The 18235-nt window shown below is 38.6% G+C and carries 13 protein-coding genes; 6 read left to right on the top strand and 7 right to left on the bottom strand.

The annotated features are described in order from the left end of the window. Positions 1 to 18: 18 nt before the first annotated feature. The 3 genes from Q0954_RS21955 to Q0954_RS21945 are packed head-to-tail and all read left to right on the top strand — an operon-like array spanning position 19 to position 3216. Entirely contained in the window at positions 19 to 180 is a 162-nt protein-coding gene (locus tag Q0954_RS21955; RefSeq protein ID WP_299460439.1) for a hypothetical protein, read from the top strand. Positions 181 to 184: 4 nt separating this feature from the next. Then, positions 185 to 1678 (top strand): WG repeat-containing protein, encoded by a 1494-nt coding sequence (locus Q0954_RS21950; protein ID WP_299460437.1) that lies wholly within the window; start codon positions 185 to 187, stop codon positions 1676 to 1678. Between the two features lie 5 nt (positions 1679 to 1683). Beyond that, entirely contained in the window at positions 1684 to 3216 is a 1533-nt protein-coding gene (locus tag Q0954_RS21945) for a WG repeat-containing protein (RefSeq protein WP_299460435.1), read from the top strand. 137 nt (positions 3217 to 3353) lie between these two features. Here the strand turns inward: Q0954_RS21945 and Q0954_RS21940 are convergent, their stop codons facing one another. From Q0954_RS21940 to Q0954_RS21910, 7 genes are all read right to left on the bottom strand, one after another. Continuing rightward, complete coding sequence (locus tag Q0954_RS21940) at positions 3354 to 4871, bottom strand: DUF5723 family protein (RefSeq protein WP_299460433.1); 1518 nt, start codon at positions 4869 to 4871, stop codon at positions 3354 to 3356. Between the two features lie 321 nt (positions 4872 to 5192). Beyond that, on the bottom strand, positions 5193 to 6230 hold the full coding sequence (locus Q0954_RS21935; RefSeq protein ID WP_299460430.1) for a hypothetical protein: 1038 nt from the start codon (positions 6228 to 6230) through the stop codon (positions 5193 to 5195). A 315-nt stretch (positions 6231 to 6545) separates the two neighbouring features. Then, on the bottom strand, positions 6546 to 7292 hold the full coding sequence (locus Q0954_RS21930; RefSeq protein ID WP_299460427.1) for a YebC/PmpR family DNA-binding transcriptional regulator: 747 nt from the start codon (positions 7290 to 7292) through the stop codon (positions 6546 to 6548). Positions 7293 to 7481: 189 nt separating this feature from the next. Then, complete coding sequence (locus Q0954_RS21925; RefSeq protein ID WP_299460424.1) at positions 7482 to 8915, bottom strand: STN and carboxypeptidase regulatory-like domain-containing protein; 1434 nt, start codon at positions 8913 to 8915, stop codon at positions 7482 to 7484. 25 nt (positions 8916 to 8940) lie between these two features. Continuing rightward, positions 8941 to 10419, bottom strand: coding sequence for a FecR domain-containing protein (locus tag Q0954_RS21920; RefSeq protein ID WP_299460423.1), 1479 nt, complete (start codon positions 10417 to 10419; stop codon positions 8941 to 8943). An 87-nt stretch (positions 10420 to 10506) separates the two neighbouring features. Then, positions 10507 to 11121, bottom strand: coding sequence for an RNA polymerase sigma factor (locus Q0954_RS21915; RefSeq protein WP_299460421.1), 615 nt, complete (start codon positions 11119 to 11121; stop codon positions 10507 to 10509). Positions 11122 to 11436: 315 nt separating this feature from the next. Continuing rightward, the gene (locus Q0954_RS21910; protein WP_299460420.1) at positions 11437 to 12195 is read right to left on the bottom strand and encodes a phenylalanine 4-monooxygenase; all 759 of its coding nucleotides are present in this window, start codon (positions 12193 to 12195) and stop codon (positions 11437 to 11439) included. A gap of 331 nt (positions 12196 to 12526) precedes the next feature. On the opposite strand from Q0954_RS21910, the gene Q0954_RS21905 reads away from it, so the two are divergent. The 3 genes from Q0954_RS21905 (at position 12527) to Q0954_RS21895 (ending at position 17764) form a co-directional block, all read left to right on the top strand. Then, the gene (locus Q0954_RS21905; RefSeq protein WP_299460419.1) at positions 12527 to 13288 is read left to right on the top strand and encodes a TatD family hydrolase; all 762 of its coding nucleotides are present in this window, start codon (positions 12527 to 12529) and stop codon (positions 13286 to 13288) included. A 718-nt stretch (positions 13289 to 14006) separates the two neighbouring features. Then, entirely contained in the window at positions 14007 to 16253 is a 2247-nt protein-coding gene (locus Q0954_RS21900) for a tetratricopeptide repeat protein (RefSeq protein WP_299460417.1), read from the top strand. A gap of 113 nt (positions 16254 to 16366) precedes the next feature. Continuing rightward, the gene (locus Q0954_RS21895; RefSeq protein WP_299460415.1) at positions 16367 to 17764 is read left to right on the top strand and encodes a C1 family peptidase; all 1398 of its coding nucleotides are present in this window, start codon (positions 16367 to 16369) and stop codon (positions 17762 to 17764) included. The last annotated feature ends 471 nt before the right edge of the window (positions 17765 to 18235 follow it).

Here is an 18235-nt window from a genome sequence, read left to right as displayed (position 1 = left end):
ACTATTGACTATTAGGTAGTGCATACATTACAATATAGAATTAGACACCAAAACGACCTGGAAAACTTTGCCGAAGCTTTTGCCTTGTATATTACCGAACCTAAAACCCTTGAACTATTGAGCCCCCATGTATACCAATACTTCAAAACCCATTACCCTAAATCTAAGTCCGATGATTAGAAACATGTTGTTATACCTCGCATTCATTGGGACATGCGCGGCGTGTGCCATTCGCCCAGCCGCCCCCGCCCCGCCCTCTTGTTATGCCATCGCTACTTTTTATGGCAAAGAGGGTTTGATCAACCGCCAAGGCGAATGGGTGATTGAGCCTAAGTATAAAAGTTTATACTTTTTCAATGATAGGTTATTGAAAGTTTATGCTAAAACAGGAGACCAAGAGGAAGCGTATTTGATTGACTTTGAAGGCAAGGTAGTATACGCTATTCCTGATTCGATAAAAGTATGGAATGAGGTCTTTCCTGGCTTGTTTGAAGCTGAGATACGCATAGAAAAACAGCCTACCAAGACAGGATGCATCAACATTAAGGGCAAATGGGTGATTGCCCCCCAATACGATGCTATGGGCGATTTCTCGGAGGGGCTTGTAGCAGTCAAGCGCCAAGGCTTGTGGGGGTTTATCAATGACCAAGGCAAGGAAGTAATAGCTCCAGCTCACCAACAAGTAGAATACTTTGTCAATGGCTTGGCAATGGTAAAAAAAGCGGGTTTGTATGGGATCATCAACCTTCAGGGCGGGTGGGAGATACCCCCTGTCTACCAACACATAGGGCGTTTTGTCAATGGCTTGGCAATTGCCCAAAAAGACAGCTTGTATGGGCTCATCGACCGCCAAGGCAAGTGGGCGGTGCCCAACCGCTACCCTGACATAAGCCCCCAAAGGGTGCAAGGGCGCTTGGTGGTAAAAGACACCACGGGCAAGTGGGGCGTAATGAACGAGGCGGGGCAATGGGTACTCAAGCCCCAATACGAATATGTGCAACTATTGGGGGCAAACCGCGCTGCTGTATGGCAATTTACTTACCCCCGCAGAACTGCCCTACACTTTGGGCGTAAGCGTACCTTGGTGGCATTGCCATCAGGCAAAACTATTGTATTCCTCAATTATGATAGTTTTATATACCCTTTTAACCAACACGGGCTTGCCAAAATTCTTGGCGACGCTGATCTTAACTGGTACAAGATTAATGACGCAACCCAAAAATCGAAACCTTTACCCGACAGGCTCACTCCGCGAGTACACGCTGACGACCTTGAGTTTGGGGTTTATGGGCTCATAGATACAATGGGCAACATGGTAGTAGCCACCCAATATCAGTTCTTGAGTGATTTTAGAGGGAGTGTGGCAATAGCAACCCCCCACGCTGCATATGGGTGGAGGTATATCAGACCCGATGGAAGTCAGATTTTTGCGGGGCATTTTGCCGAGGCTCGCCCCTTTAGTCAAGGTTGGGCAAGGGTGTTGGCGCCTGCCGATTCGTTGGTGTTTAAACGGGACAAATACGGCAATCGAATTCCAATTCCTTTGCCTTATTATTATGGGCTGCAAGACAGGGAAAAAATGATTGATAACCGTTGGGGTTTTATCAACAAAAAAGGCGAGTGGATGATCAAGCCCAGGTTTGACGAAGTGTCTGACTTTTATTGTATTGAGAGGTAAACCCCATGTATACCAATATTTTAAAACCCATTACCCTCAATCTAAGTCCGATGATTAGAAACATGTTGTTATACCTCGCATTCATTGGGACCTGCGCGGCATGCGCCATTCGCCCCGCCGCCCCCGCCCCGCCCTCTTGTTATGCCATTGCTACTTTTTATGGCAAAAAGGGGGTGATCAACCGCCAAGGCGAATGGGTGATTGCCCCTAAATATGAGGGCTTGTATTTTTTGAATGATGAAGTTTTAAAAGCTTGTGCACAAACTGGAGACAAACAGAAAACCTACTTGATTGATTTTAAAGGCAAGGTAATGTACACTGTCCCTGATACATTGAAAATAAGCACAATGAACCATCACAGGCTATTAAAAGCTCAAATAGCATTGCCTGAGTTTAGGTTTAAGGAAGTTGGTTGCATTGATGCCAAAGGCAATTGGATCATTCCTCTTAAATACGATGGCATGGGCGATTTTGCGGAGGGGCTTGTGGCAGTCAAGCGCCAAGGCAAGTGGGGTTTTATCAATGCCCAAGGCAAAGAAGTAATTGCCCCTAATTACCAAACAGTAGAGAGTTTTGTCAATGGCTTAGCAATGGTAAAAAAGGCGGGTTTGTATGGAGGCATCAACCGCCAAGGCGGGTGGGAGATACCCCCTGTCTACCAACACATAGGGTATTTTGTCAATGGTTTGGCAATTGCCCAAAAAGACAGCTTGTATGGGCTCATCGACCGCCAAGGCAAGTGGGCGGTGCCCAACCGCTACCCTGATATAAACCACTACCAACGGGTGCAGGGGCGCTTGGTGGTGAAAGGCACCACGGGCAAATGGGGCGTAATGACCGAGGCGGGGCAATGGGTACTCAAGCCCCAATACGAATATGTACAACTATTGGGGGCAAACCGTGCCGTGGTGTGGCAATTAATCCCTGGCAAAACTGCCATTCATCAGCCCCGTAAGCGAACCTTGGTGGCTTTGCCTTCGGGCAAAATAATTTTGCCCCTTGCCAACGAATATTTTTTGCAATCCTTTGATCACCACGGGCTTGCCAAAATACAGGGAAACAGCTTCCAGCATTGGTATAGAATCAACAGGTCAATTCGTGATGAAAACGACATGCCTTTGAATTATAGTCATTTGTTACACTTTGATAAATTCTCAAGAGGGGTGCATGGGTTGATAGATACCATGGGAAAAATGACGATTGCTACCAAGTATGATGAAATAGGGGAGTTTAGGGAAGGGTTGGCGGCAGCGCAAAAAAAGCCCAGAGATAGATACATGTTTATTAGACCAGATGGCAGTGTTGCTATACAGGGTAACTTTTTCATTGCTTCCCATTTTCAACAGGGTTGGGCAAGGGTGTTAACTCTTGCCGACTCACTTACTTTTGTGCAAGGGAAAAACGGCAAGCTAGTCCTTACACCTGCTTCTATTGCTGACCTCAAAAACCATCGTTGGGGTTTTATTAACAAAAAAGGCGAGTGGATGATCAAACCCAGGTTTGAGGAAGTAACTGACTTTTATTGTGTTGAGAAGTAAAGCCTTCATGAGTCACTGCTTAAAACAAAAAACCGAGCCTACAGTAAACCTGTAGGCTCGGTTTGATAATATTGAGTGTAAAATCTGCGTAAAGCATCTTATTGTTACAAATATATCATCAATAACTGTTGTTAAACCTAACGAAACGCTGTGGAAATATTGAATGATATATCAGCCCCTTTACCCCCCGAACGTAATAGCAAAGCCGTAATATTATTTGTGCCAAAACCTAAACGATAATACCCTAGTTTGAACGACATAAACGAACCAATTCCAAAACCTGAATACCCTCCACTGGCGGCGCTTAGCCCCACGCTTACCTGTTGTCCTAAATTGTGGCTGTAAGCCGCCGTAAAACTAGGGCGTGCTGTAGAGATACCATATTCGCCAAAACCCTGAATATAGGTAAGGAAAAAATGATGTTTGTTATACTTGCGTCCTTTTTTATCTATCCTGGGTACTTTATACTCTGCCTGAAACATCATTCGGGTAGGCAAAGGAATAGAAAACTTGTCGAATGTTCGCTCCAGTTCAAAATTATTAATCAAGCTATCAAGAATACCATCAGCCCCACCCAACAAACCCGTAGAAGGATCAGCAGGAACTTCAATTCCATTAAACGTGATTTGATTGTTTAGCTTAAAGTTGCTTATTCTACGTTTAAAACGTACCCCACCTACATCTACCAGAGAGAAGGTACCTACAAACCTGTCTTGTAAGGTCACAGTTACCCCTAGGTCTACTCCAAAACCACTGCCTTGTGCAGGTAGCTTTGGAAAATCATCACTTCCTAAAAATTTCTTGGTAGGAATATCCTCAAACTCCCCTTTTTCGTCTACTGGCACTGGCGAACTAAAATTAGAGAAGTAATCTATATTGGTGGTAATAGTCCCGCCGTTTTCGGCACTTTGTGTAAGAATGGTGGCATTGGCGCGGCGCGAACGCATGGCCGCCATTCCTTGTAAATACTTTAACCGCACCCCAGCACGTACATTTATGTCTAAACCTTTGTAAATAGGCATGGCTGCCCCAAGTGCAAACTCTCGAAGCCAGTAGGCATTAATTTTCGTATTCCCTAAGTCAATTGTTTTGTCTAAAAAATCAGGGTGCCCATTACCTTTCCAGGCAAAAGCGAGCATTTCGGGCGATAGTCTTACACTTGCTGCCATTCGTTCGTTCCAGCCCAAAGAAATCGTTACAATTTCATCCCTTTTAATGACTGGAATATCAGCTAGATCAGGGTTGTTCATATCCATTACCCTGGTTTTTTTATTGATTTTAAACGCAACACCAAATAGTTGTAACTGTGCTCCCACACCTACAATATTTTTATTGCCAAACCTGCCCACAAATTCCTCAATAATAGCGTTGTCCACAGTATTCCCCCCACTAATAAAGTACTTCTGAAAGTCTTTGGCGTTGAGACGATTGTTGCCCCCCCAGCTGTACAGATTAAAAGTAGGCAAAGGTAAGGGCAAGCCTGTGATGTCCAGGTCATTGTAACTGTCCCCCAGTTTACTTGGGTTCAATCTTGCTGCTTGCTGGTGAAAGTGGCTGCCGTACAATACCGCTGGATTGTTTTGGGCCTGAGTGTGTTGGTATAAGCCACCCAATAAAATTCCTGCAAGGGTTAAAAGTTGTAGAAGTTGCCGCATATATATGTTTGTTCTTTTATTAGGTACAAGTTTTTGTTCAAGTCAGACAGTATAAGTACACTGTAAATTAAGTAAGTTGTCGTTTAGTTCGAGCTTATTTTGTTTGCTGACGATCTTTAAAAATAGAGCATAGCCAAAGCTACGCGATTTTTTTTAAGAGAAGTCAAAGGGCAAAAGAAGCCGAAATAAGCATAAGATATTTAGTTTACAGTGTACTAAGTAGCAGCAAGTAATTAGCTATAAGCTACAAGTAAGGGTAACTCATCATAAGGCTGTTACACCTACTCATTAGGTATATTTAATTCTGCCGCGGTACTTACTTTATTTTACTTTTACTTTAAACTGTAAATCGCCTATGAGTTTGTACAGTATTTTTGCATCACTGGTAAGTTTTCTATTGGCAATAGTAGGATTAAACACTGCCTTTACCTGTATTTTCTTGGCTGCTTGTAAGTTATTTATAATCGTCTGACCGCCTATTCGTCGCACCACACTTTGGTTAGCGCTTAGTTCAAGTCCACCCGGAAACACAGTACCCAATACTCCACCCGAAGCATCCAAAAAGTTAATATTCAGGTTAAAGTCAATGGCTACTTGGTTTTTCAGGTCAACCACCAGGTCGCCCGATACATCTTCAGTGTTTTGTTGGTCTAAGCCAGCATCAAAATCAAACTGAGTATCAAAAGTACTACTTTTGCCAGCTATAAACTGAATATAATCTACGGTAGGAGGGTCAAACTGAAGTTTCATAGACACCTGTGAGTTGTCGGTAATAGTAACAGGGTCGTTGGTGGCCAGCGTTTTAAAATTATTTAAAGATACTACAAACGTATTTTTTAATACCCCAGAGTTTTGGTTGATGGTAAATGTTTGAGAGGTACCTGGAGCTATATCTTGCCCTATGGTAGTTTCGGCAAAAGCAGTAGATGCTCCTGCACTGGTAAGCGTGATTACTGCGCCCGATGCCATTGTTACGGGCATACGGTTAGTGATAGTAAGACTGATTTTGACATTGGAAAGCCCCACTTCATCAATTTCATCATTGTCAGATATTTTGGTAGGTTCCAAAGGAAAATTGAGTGGACCAATGGCTGGCAAGGAGTTGACAGTACCACGTTGGTTGCCAAACACATTGGTAGCAGTAATCAAAAAATCGTCAGAAATATTTTTTACATCAGGTTGTTGAAACAAACCCAGTTCGCCATTTACCAGTGGGCTTACTACTTTGGGTTGCCAGTCAAAATCTACCTCATTGTTGCAAGAGGCAAGCACAAACAGCAAACCAAGCATTAGCCAGGAGATACTGCGTTTCGGTAAAGGCGGTTTCTGATGAAATAAAAGGCATTGTTGATGACTCATAAGGCTATTATTTGACTAAGTATAAATCTATGAATATTTTATTAAAAAACCAGTCTTGTTATTCAAAGTTCCCCTATCAAAAATTATAGAAAATGGAAATAGCTACATACAAAAACAAAAGCCCCGCAAAAAGCAAGGGCTATGTAATATGTTGCATGTAAGCAAGTTATACTATAAACGGAATGAAAAACAGAAGGTTTGCACCACCTCATGTGTTTGTATCTTACCGCAGGGGAGGCAACTATCACACTATTCCAACAAAATATTTTTGGCTCACTATGCCGCCCACAGTATAATTTCTATTTTTAATGTTACTTAACTCAGTAGTTCCATTTGCTCCTCACTAATTTCTATATTGTGATACACTTTTTGCACATCATCATCGTCTTCCAGCTTATCTATCACTTTCATTGATTGCTGAAGGTCTTCATCGCTTAGATTTACCGAAGTAGTAGGAATGCGTTCCAGTCCAGCATTTTCAGCTTCAATATTCATTTCATCCAGTTTTTTCTGAACATTCCCGAAGTCTTCCATGGCACAAGTAACTACAATATAATCGTCGCTGAACTCCACCTCTTCAGCGCCTCCGTCAGCCAGTTCAAGTTCGAATTCGTCGGCATCTATTCCTTCTGGGCGTATAATTTGAAAAACTCCCTTTCGGTCAAATAAAAACTCTACGGAACCATTGGTAGCAAGGTTTCCTCCATATTTATTAAATATACTTCTTACACTGGCAACTGTTCGGTTTAGGTTGTCAGTAGTACATTCTACAAATACTGCGATGCCGTTGGGGGCATAACCTTCATAAGTAGTTTCAGTATAGTCAGCGCCATCAGCACCAGTAGCCTTTTTAATGGCACGCTCTATATTGTCTTTGGGCATATTTACCCCCTTAGCATTCTGAATTGCCAATCGTAGGCGAGGGTTGGTCTCAGGGTCAGGGCTACCTATTTTTGCGGCTACTGTAATTTCTTTTATTAACTTGGTAAATATTTTTCCTCGTTTTGCATCTTGTGCACCCTTGCGGTGCTTAATGTTCGCCCATTTACTATGTCCAGCCATAATTGCTTATATTTTTAGTTTAAATTTTGAGAATATCTCTGGTGATTTACTAAGAAAAGTGATTGGACAACACCTTTACTGTTTACACCAAAAAATGAACGGGTAACAAATTTACTAAGATTTTTTGATTAGCAACCGATTTACGATTCAAGAATTAAGAAAGAGAAACAAAGAAGACTGTGGTGTAGATCAGCGTTTGTTTTTATGGGCAAGTTGAGTGTATGCTTCTGCCAGGTATTGGTGTGGCAACATTTCTCCTACTCTTTCCCAAGCCCAATAGCCATACCTGATTACTCGCTCGGCATCGTTCAAAATCCGTCCCCTACTGTTAAATTTTACACTCCCTGTTCCAAGCCAAATCCACGAAAGTTGTGCCCTAGGTTTTAAATGTCCCCTTACCCAAGGATTACTACGCTTATACCATTTAATATAATTATACTCTTCTAGTTCACCATAATAAGTAACCTTGACATAATAAGGCGATACAAAAAAGTGTTCTCCCTGCTTTTTTCCTGGGCGTAATAATTCTTTATGAGGGACACTGAAGTAAAAACCATTACTTTTGTAAGGAGGGTATTTAGATACCATTACTTCAAAACCTTCTTTGGTGACTCTATTGTGTGCCATTGCTGCCAAAAAATGGTTAAATGACCCCTTATAAGCCCTTCGGCGATTTCTTTGCCAGCGCCTTTGCTGTTTTTTGTTTTTGGGCGACAAATCAGAAAACCAACATTGTCCTTTATAGTACACATCATCGTTTCTTAAAACGAACTTACTTAGCAAGAACATAAGTTTGTAACCTAAAGCATAATTCTCAATTTCTAAAGTATCTTCACTTTCCTTTTTAAGCTTAATGCCCTGAGCCGTTTCCAGAAACTCTACTACCCAAGGGTTGAGAATTTTGCATTGTGCAGCATTGGACGAGGTACCCAAGAAGTCATCTTTAAATTTATTAAAAAGCTTCTTCCATCTTTTATCGCGATTGATAGAAATAGTGATTCCTTTCAATTCCTCAATTTTGGGAATCAGCCATATTGCGTACTCTTTTTGGGTAGAAGGGTTGATCACCTTGGTAACAGGCTCGTAGCTTACATGCGAAAAAGTCAGTGTTACCTTTTGGGTAGGGCTCAATCTAATGCTAAATCTACCTTGAGGCCCACTTGTCCCTACCAAAATAGAATCACTTTTAAATATATGAGCTTTGGGAATCGTGGTACCACTAGCAGCGTCTATAATACTAATTTCTACTTTTGATGTGACAGGCTTTTGGGCAACAATGGGAGTAGAAAACGATAAATAACTGCGTGGGTTTACAGCCTGTTTTTTCAACACAAGCTGATTTCCAATCAGGGCGTATTGGATATCGAGAGGGCTAAAAAGTTGATGAAGAGTCTTTTTGAGAGGTTGTTTTCTTACACTCAGTGTAAGCTTTTTGTTGAGTGGCAAAAGGCTACTGCTATAAGAAAACCGAAGGCGATACTTTTTTTCAAGTTTTTTTAGTATTACCTGCAAGGTTTTATTTTTATAGTTGCAACTGACAATTTTGCTCAAGTTTACACTTTGCCCAAAGCTATCAGGCATCCCAAAGAGAAGCAAAAACGATATTGCCAGCCATTTTATCATAAAAACTTAACTGTATGTTAGTGACCTAATTACAGCCTTTGCCTTTGATAATATACTTATTGCTTGATTTTATGTAAGAAGCATTAAAGGTGAACTTAATAATCTCCAGTGCTTCCTCCAGTGCAACATTATCAAATGTACCAGTAAATCTGCAATTTAACATTTTTGAATTAGTCAGCTCTATTTTTACTTGATAGAAACGTTCTAATTCAGGGATAATATTTTGTAAAGTATGGTTCTCAAACGCAAGGCGGCGAGTTTTCCAGGCTAAAAAATTTTGATTACTACTTTTCGCTTTTTTGATAAGCTTCACCTGTTTTTTGCAAACAGCCTTGTCACCTGGAGCAAGTAAAACTTTCTTTTGAGGTACTTTTTCAAGCGAAACAGCTACTTTTCCTGTAATTACTGTTACTTCAACATCATTGTTTTTGTTGCTTGTTTTTATATTAAATGACGTACCTAATACCTCTGTTTTGGTGCCATTGCTAAAAATAGAAAAGGGTTTTCCTACTCTTTTGGTAACCTCAAAGAAAGCTTCTCCCTTCAGTTTTACAATTCTGGGCTCAAACTTTTTGTTGTACGATAACTCACTGTTTTTATTAAGAGAAACGGTGCTGCCATCGGGTAGTGTAACGGTTTGAGTGGTGTTGGCTGTAGCAACTACAGTACTAGATGATGATTGAAAGAGCAACCAGTAACCAGCCACTAACAGCAATGCTACCGTAGCTGCTATACCCACTAAAGTGAATTTTTGACTTGATTTTTTGTTCAGCGATTTGATCGGAGCATCACTTTTTTTGTCTGTATCAACAATCAATTGGTTAAACCTTGCCAAGCCTTGAGCAGGGTCAGGTTGGTAACTTTCTTGATAGTGGGTTGTATTTTCCCACACCTTTGCCAGGTCTTCGTATAGTTGTTTGTTTTCGTTATTTTGGGTCAACCAAGCATCTAATTGAGCTGCTTCTTCAGAAGATATATTCCTGCTAAGACTTTTGGTAATCAGGTCGGTCAATAGGTCATCATGAGTAGTGGGTGAGTGGTCAACCAATTGCTCATCATTGGCAAGTGCATCCTTAAAACGGGCAAATCCAGCTTTGGCATTGGGTTCATAACTTGCCTGATATTGTTGGGTCAAAGTCCACACATTTTCTACTGATTGACGCAAGTCAGCGTTTTCTTGTTTTTGGTTCACCCATTCTTCCAAAGAGTTTACCTCTTCTGAAGAAGCATTGCCTTGCATAACTTTTACAATGAGTGCTGTATAGGTATGGTCAATAGGTGAAGCATGGACGGTTTGTTGAAACCTGTCAAATCCATTTTTTACTATTGGTTCATAGCTCTCTTGATAATGTTGGGTAAGTTTCCATATTTGTTGTATATCTTCTTGTATTTTTTGATTGTCAGAACTTTCTTGAAGCCAGTGATCTAATAAACTCGCTTCTTCAGGAGAAAGCTTATTATGGCGTCTTTTTATGATTAATTCCAGGTATTTTTCAACTTCCATTACTTGAGTATTTTATAATAGTAAGGATATAAAAAGTACAATCTACCCCTATCATTTTTCATCGTTTTTTAGGGCATCTTTTATCTGTTATAAAAAATATTCCCAAATAGCATAAGGAGCCAAAAAAAGCAATATATTTTTGATATATGCAGCAAGTTTTTTGCGTAAGTGCTTCAACGCTTTACTCATTTGATTTTCTACTGTTTTGGGTGATATTCCCATCTGTTGGGCTATTTCTTTGTAGCTTAGCTCTTCATATCTGCTCAAAATAAACACTTCACGACATTTAGGTGGGAGCTCATTGATGGCCTCATTTACCTGATGCTCTAGTTCCTTAAACTCCATTTTTTCAGTGGCTACCTCCTTAAACGCATGCTTACTTATTTGTTGTGGCGAAGCATCATCAATACTTGAAGTATTATACTTTTTTCTTAGATGACTCAAAGCGGCATTAATTGCCATTTTATGTAAATATGCCTTGAGCGAAATCTGTATATTCAAATCCCCTCTTTTTTGCCATATCTTCAAAAATACATCCTGAACTATATCTTCTGTGATGGTCGTATTATGAACAATGCGATTCACTGTTTTACAGAGCGAAACATAAAAAGTATCAAACAAAATTTGTATAACTTTTTCATTACCTTTCTTCAGCCAAGTTAATAATTCTGCATCACTAGGTGTTAATTTTGTTTTTTGCATAAAGTTAAATTCAAGAATTCTCCATTGATACTTTTAGGGTGTATAGCCATAATAGTTTGAACGAAGAATCGGTGACCATCTTTGCCTCAAAACCATCCTTATTTCTAGTAAATTAAGCCACTGCTTCAAGAAAATACGTAATGCTTATCCAAAAAAGGGCAGTTTTGAATACAAAAATCTAATAAAATTAGTACAAAAAATCTATTCTTGAAATTTTTCTGTTCTAAATAAGGTCAACATATATTCGAACAAGTATAAAAAAGCCACAAAGCAATGGGGTTGCTTTGTGGCTAACAATTTTTTTGTATCAAAAAACTACTTATACTGAGGCTGTATAGCAGGCTTTACAATAATGCCTTTGTCATCTATTTCTTTGGCTTTGGCTTCTATCTCAGGAATAGAGTTGTATAATTGCTCGTACGAATCAATGATAAAGTACTCCTCTTGATATTTGTGTTTGATGTAGTCCGTATCCATCACTTTTTGTACATCATAATCAAAACGATTAGGCTTGTCGCTAAACAACGAATATTCGCACTCACCACTTGATGATAAAATACCTGCACCGTAAATGCGTAAGCCTTTTGCTTCCCTGATTAAACCAAATTCTACTGTAAACCAATAGACACGGGCGATGGCTTCTACCACATTTTTGTTTTCAATATGATCAGATGCTATGCGACACAATTCTTCCAAAAATTTACAGAAAGCTTTATTGGTAAGCAAAGGCACATGACCAAACACATCATGAAACATATCTGGTTCTTCCAGGTAGTCCAGTTCTTTCATTTTGCGGAGCCAGGTTGATGCACAAAAATTACGATTTCGCATCAATTCAAAAAACTCTTTGTCAGCAATCAAACCTGGTACAGAGTAGACTTTCCAGTTTGTCTCGGCAGTTAATATTTTGTTTATCTCATCAAATTTAGGAATCTTTTCATCAAACTGAATGATTTTGAGTCCCTCCAGATAATCTTTTGACGCCATTTCAGGCAATATTTTCATTTGACGATTGTAGAGTAACTCCCAAACCTTAAAGTCTTCCTCTGTGTAATTTGAATATATTTGCTCCATGTTATATTGTTATTTGTAAATAAAAAAAGCCTCGTTCTTTAGGGAACCAGGCTTAATAATCTATAAATTAATTATTTTTTTCTAAAAGACGTAAGAAACTGCCTCATTCCTCTAAAGAAAAAAGAGTAATGATAGTATTTATTTGAGTGATAATATGTTGTAGTTTTGCATTTCATCATTAGGACAAAAATAAGAGAAAATTCTGTAAAATGCCAGATTAATTAGATAATTCAAATAATCAATAGTGATATAATAGTTTTTTTCGCGTTTTGCAAACTATTATTTTGTCAAACATTTAAAATACACAATTAAAACCAAATTAAATTCTTATATGTTTATCGACACCCACGCCCATATTTATGCCCAACAGTTTGAAAAAGACCAAGAAGACACCCTCCAACGTGCATTTGAGCAAGGCGTAAACAAAATATATTTACCTAATATTGATCATACTTCTATAGATGGCATGCTTGAAGTAGAAGCCAAATATCCTGATAATTGTTTTGCTATGATGGGACTGCACCCTTGTTCAGTAAAACAAGACTTTGAAAAAGAACTATACTTGGTAGAAGATTGGCTTAACAAACGGTTTTTTGCTGCTGTAGGCGAAATAGGAACAGATTTGTATTGGGATAAAAATTTTTATGAACAACAGGCAGAAGCCTTTGAAATACAAGTAGGATGGGCTAAAAAACACCAACGACCTATTGTTATTCATTGTCGGGAGTCTTTTCAGGAAACAATTGACCTACTTAAACCGTTAATGGATGATAAACTGACTGGAGTATTTCATTGTTTTACTGGAAGTGTGGCTGATGCCCAACAAGTAATAGAGCTTGGGTTTTATTTGGGAATAGGTGGCGTGGCAACTTTCAAAAACGGAGGGTTAGACAAGGTTTTACCTGAGGTTTCGTTAGAGCACCTGGTACTTGAAACAGACTGCCCTTATTTGGCTCCTGTACCTCATCGAGGCAAACGTAATGAGTCGGCTTATGTGCCATTAATCGCTCAAAAACTCGCTGAGATAAAAGGGATAACAGTAGAAGAAGTAGCCCAAAATACGACCAAAAATGCTGAAAAACTCTTTGCGTAATGTCTGAAAAAGTATGAAATAAGTACAATTCAGTGATTGGATTGTATCATGTAAACTTACATTATTCAGAGATTTGGTGTTAATGTACCAGATGCAGACCTTAAAAAAATGCTTGTATATAGCATCAATAATTCATTTGGCATAAGTGGTGCTTCTGAGTATATGGGTAACAGATAAATCTAAAAAAAATACAGAGGATTAGACTGTTATCAAGAAGCAGATCCCAAAATAAGTGTTTTATTTGATTGTGAGTAAGCAATATAAAGGAATGGTGTCACAACTTGAATGCTGTTGACATAACTATTTCATTAATAAATAGAACTTTATACGTTTATATTTTTGAAAAGGTTTTCATGTTTTGGCATAGATATTACTTAAGAGTATTATAGAGATAAAAATACGGACGTTTTTTAATAAATGTCTCAAATTCTTACACTTTATCAAACAAATAAAAAATGAGAATTTGCACAATTAAACAAAATAATCTAATTTGTGGACACGTTTGAAAGATAGTATTGTGAATATGTTGTCCTATTTACATTAAATATAATTACAACTAAGATGTGTAAACAAAAAATGACTCTGAATTAACCCAACACACATCTTCCTACTTGAAACAATACACTTTGATAAACAGTACATCACAACTAACCAGTGCTTATTCAAATATTTTTAAACAAGTTAAACTCTATCCAAAGTTTCAAATCTCTTTTGAACTATGCTGAAGGATAAAAAACTAACCGCATTTTTTGCATTTTTTTTCACACTGAGTTATATAGGTTCGCAAGTATTGTTCGCTCAAAGTGCCAATACCTACCTATCTCAGGGGAAAGCAAAAAGTGAAGCAGGTGCTTATGCACAGGCCATACAAGATTTTACGAAGGCTATCAATTTAAATAGCCACTCAGACGATGCTTATCATTATCGTGGGGAAGCATATTTTCGTGTACGAAGATATGTAAAAGCTCTCGCCGATTTCAATAAGGCAATAGAGATAGACCCTCGTCAATCATCTGCTAGTTACCACCTTAGAGGGCTGGTAAAGTATAACCTTAAACTTTATAAACAAGCAATTGCTGATTATAATCAAGCAATTAAAATTGCTTATAGCGACGAAACCTACTTTGTAGATCGAGCCAAGGCATTTTTAGAGTTAAAACGTTATAAAAAAGCACTGAAAGATTGTAATGCAGCACTCAAAATATCAAAAACCTATGCTTATGCATTGAGTGTAAGAGGGTTGGTAAAAGCTGCACAAGGCAATCGTCAGGCTGCGTCTGAAGATTTAAAAGCCGCCATTCAAAATGCCAAAAATGATCCCAAAGAGTATATGTATCGTAACTACTTGGGAGATTTTTACCGCAATACCCGCCAAACTACGAGGGCAATAGAAGAGTACAGTGCTGCTATTCATTTAAATCCACGAAATACCCACGGACTTTATAACCGATCTCTTTTGAGGCTGACTCTAGGAAACTATGACAAAGCATTGGAAGATGCTCATCGTACCATTCTTAACAACAGAAGGTTTGTGAAAGCGTATGCAGTGCGTGGAATCGCCAAGCGCTATTCAGGGGTAAACCAAGAGGCACAAATGACAGCAGATCTCCAAAAGTATTTGCGTTCGGCAAGAAAAGCAACCGACTACCATTATATATCCTGGTTGTTATTTGAGCATTCTCATAAAAATAAAGAAATGCTAACCGAAGCTAAAAAATGGGCTTTGAAATCAGTAAAGCTAGAAAACAACTTTACTAACAACTTATTGTGTGCCAATATTCTGTTTGACATAGGAGAAACTCCTCAGGCCTTAAAATATGCCAATACAGCAATGACTTTCACAAAAAGTGAGGGATTATCAAAAGCTAAAACATTGGCCATGCGAATAGGACGTAACCTGAATGATATTCAGCCGCCTGTCATCCGAATTAGCACGCCTTTGGCAGCTAATAATAACACGCGTGGGGTCATTGTAGTAGCAGAAGATAAAAAAATTACGATTGCTGGACAAGTAACAGATGAAAGCGGAGTAGCCAGTGTATTAATTAATGGTAATCCAGCAAGACTAGATCACTCAGGAAATTTTGATGGAGTTACAGTTCTTGAAAAAGCAGAAAACCTAGTAAAAGTAAGAGCTACCGACAAACGAGGCAACTCATCTACCCAAGAGTTTGTAGTAAAGAGAAAAGTGAAAGCTGCAACTCCTATCTCTAAGAAAAAAGGAAAAGAAAATTTGATTTTAGGTACCCACCGAGCTTTGTTAGTGGCTACCAACGAGTATACTCATTGGGATAACTTAATGAACCCTGTATACGATGCAAAAGCCATCGCCAAAGATTTGAAAGAAATCTATGGGTTTGAAATAGATCTTTTGTTAAACCCAACCAAGGATGAAATAGTACTCAAGCTAAGAAGCTACGCTAAAAAACAATATGAAAACAACGATGAATTGTTTATTTTCTTTGCAGGACATGGACAGTTTGATGAAGTTTTTAAAGAAGGTTATCTTGTGACTAAAGACTCTAAATTAAACGATGAGTCTAAGAGTAGTTACATTTCTCACTCTAACCTTAGAACCTACATCAATAATATTAATTGTAAGCATGTATTTTTGATGATGGATGTTTGTTTTGGAGGAACTTTTGACCCCTTGATTGCTTCAAGAGGAATGAAAGAGCATGAGCTTACCAAAAGCAGAGCCGAATACGTGAATCGTAAACTACGTTACAAAACACGTCGTTACTTGACTTCTGGTGGTAAAGAGTATGTGCCAGATGGCCGTGCGGGTAGTCACTCACCTTTTGCCCGTAGATTTTTAACAGCTTTACGTAGTGAAGGAGGAGAAAATGGAATTTTGAGTATTGCTGAGATTTTGAAATTTGTTCAGACGGTAACTCCAAACCCTCGTTCTGGTGAGTTTGGAAGCAATGAACCAGGAAGTGAGTTCTTGTTTGTTGTTCGTTAAATCGTAAAGATTTTAATATAAACTTTATTTAAAAAAGGAATCAACTAACGTTGAAGTTGGTGATTCCTTTTTTAGTTGGTACCAAATTCATTAGAAATAATAAAGACTCAAAAATGACTAAAAAAAATCCCTATCTTAATCATTTTATAGCATTGGTGTTAGTGTTGGGTGTATTTAGTCCATCCTATGCCCAAAAATATCGAACAGGCTGTGTGTTAGACAAAGATAAATACGCAACTGTACCTTTAGCGGCACCTTTGATGCGAGGTGATTACCGGAATTTGCCCGCAAAAGTTTCTCTGCGAAAATACGCCCCCATTCCAAAAAATCAAGGAGCTTATGGCACCTGTGTGGGTTGGTCTGCGGCTTATGCAGCACGTACTGTCTTGTATGCCCGTCAGAAAAATATCACCGACCCTATTTCGGTTACTCAAAACGCCTTCTCTCCTTTCTTTTTATATGAAAGAGCTAAACCTTCTTCAGATATTAACTGTCAGGAAGGTACAAGTCTGGTTACTGGACTAGACGTTATTAAGCGAGATGGTGTAGTAAAATACCAGGACTTTAGCGACAGATGTGGTAAGTTGGTTACTTCTAAGCTAAGACAGGACGCGAGGGCTTTTAAAGTACAAGATTATCGTAAGCTATTTAAAACAGAGAACGATACGCGTAAAGTACAGTTGGTAAAGAAAAGCCTGGCGGAGAAAAAGCCTGTCATTATAGGGATGCAATGTTGTACAGAATCCTTTTTGAACTCTCGCGGCAAAGATATATGGATTAAAAATCCAAAAGAAGACCTTGACCCTGATGGTGGGCATGCATTGACCGTTGTAGGGTACGATGACAAAAAGCATGGAGGTGCGTTTGAACTAATGAATAGTTGGGGTACTTTATGGGGAGATAATGGTTTTATTTGGGTAAAATACAGCGACTTTCAGCGTTACTGCTTCGAAGCCTACGAAATGATTGTTCTACAGCCTCGTCAAATTACTCTTTCAGGCAAAGTAAAGTTTACTTTATCGGCTGGTTTTGATATGCAGGCAGAGTTTAAAGATGGGTATTATCAGGTAAATAAGCCTTATTATTCTGGAACTTTATTCAGAATGTATATTGCTAATAATGAGCCTGCCTATGTATACGCCTTTTCGTCTGACCTCTCTCGTAAAACATATAAAATATTTCCTCATAGTCAGGGGATGAGCCCATATTTGGGCTATAGTAGCAATAACGTTGCAATTCCCGATGAGGACTTATTTATCAAAATGGATAATACCCAAGGAATGGATTATTTTTGTGTATTGTATTCTGCAGAAAAGCTAGACATCGCCAAAATAATGAAACAAGTAGAGATGGAAGCCGGGGATTTTCAAACAAGGGTAAAAAAAGTATTGTCAAGTAAATTGATTCCTGGCAATGAAATTAATTATTCAAGCAATGGAGGTATTAGCTTTCAAGGCATAAGTAAAAAAGGAAAAGTGGTACCTATTATTGTTGCCATTAGGCATTTGTAGTAATAGAGTAAAATATATACATATCAAAGGCTCTCTGGACATACGGTTCAGAGAGCCTTTTTTTATGCTTTGTCGAAAGCAAGCTGATGAGGGATATTTGTATACAAAAAACATTAGTAAAGTACTAAATATGTGAAAAGCTTAACAGATGAAGTTTTATAATATTACCCTCTTTTATTAGCAAGGTACTAAAAGGTGAAAGGTACCCTTCGTCAGGGATGCTTCTCATAAAATATAACATAATTGAATAAACCAATCAGGGTTGTATTGTATAGTTTCAATATGAGATAAGTTTTTGACAAAAAAGAGGTAGAATTGTGGGAAAAAGCCAATTATTTTTGGAATGAGTTATATTTTGAGGCTAGTACTCAATTTTTTCCTTGGGTTAAAAATAGAAACAAACAAATACTACCAGCATAGATTTTATTCTATAAGTACTATTTCGGGTGTTTGGGCTAGTTGGTCAAAAAA

The sequence above is a fragment of the uncultured Microscilla sp. genome, assembly GCF_947493425.1.
In the GTDB taxonomy this organism is placed as follows: domain Bacteria; phylum Bacteroidota; class Bacteroidia; order Cytophagales; family Microscillaceae; genus Microscilla.
Note: the sequence above shows the minus strand (reverse complement) of the source record. Positions and strands in the feature narration are given on the sequence as shown.